Annotated in this window: 1 pseudogene; it reads left to right on the forward strand. The window is 55.6% G+C overall.

The features are described from left to right. A pseudogene (locus QP971_RS11340) lies at positions 1–259 on the forward strand (IS30 family transposase); the annotation flags it as partial.

Raw genomic sequence — 259 nt, forward strand, 5'->3', positions numbered from 1 at the left:
GCGCAAGATTGATGCCAATCCACGTTTGCGCACCGTGGTCTGGGCGATGGTGAAAGATAGGTACTCGCCGGAGCAGATTTCTGGGAGGTTGCGCAGTCGCTATCCCGGTGATGAGACTATGTACGTGTGTCCTGAAACTATTTATCAGTCTTTGTATTTCCAGGCTAAAGGCGAGTTGAAAAAGGAAGTCGCTGCTGCACTGCGTCGCGGTCACGCCCAACGTCGACCTCGTGGCACGCGCAGTGCCCGCAGGCGGTTT

The organism is Corynebacterium marquesiae (genome assembly GCF_030229635.1).
GTDB classification, from domain to species: Bacteria; Actinomycetota; Actinomycetes; order Mycobacteriales; family Mycobacteriaceae; genus Corynebacterium; species Corynebacterium marquesiae.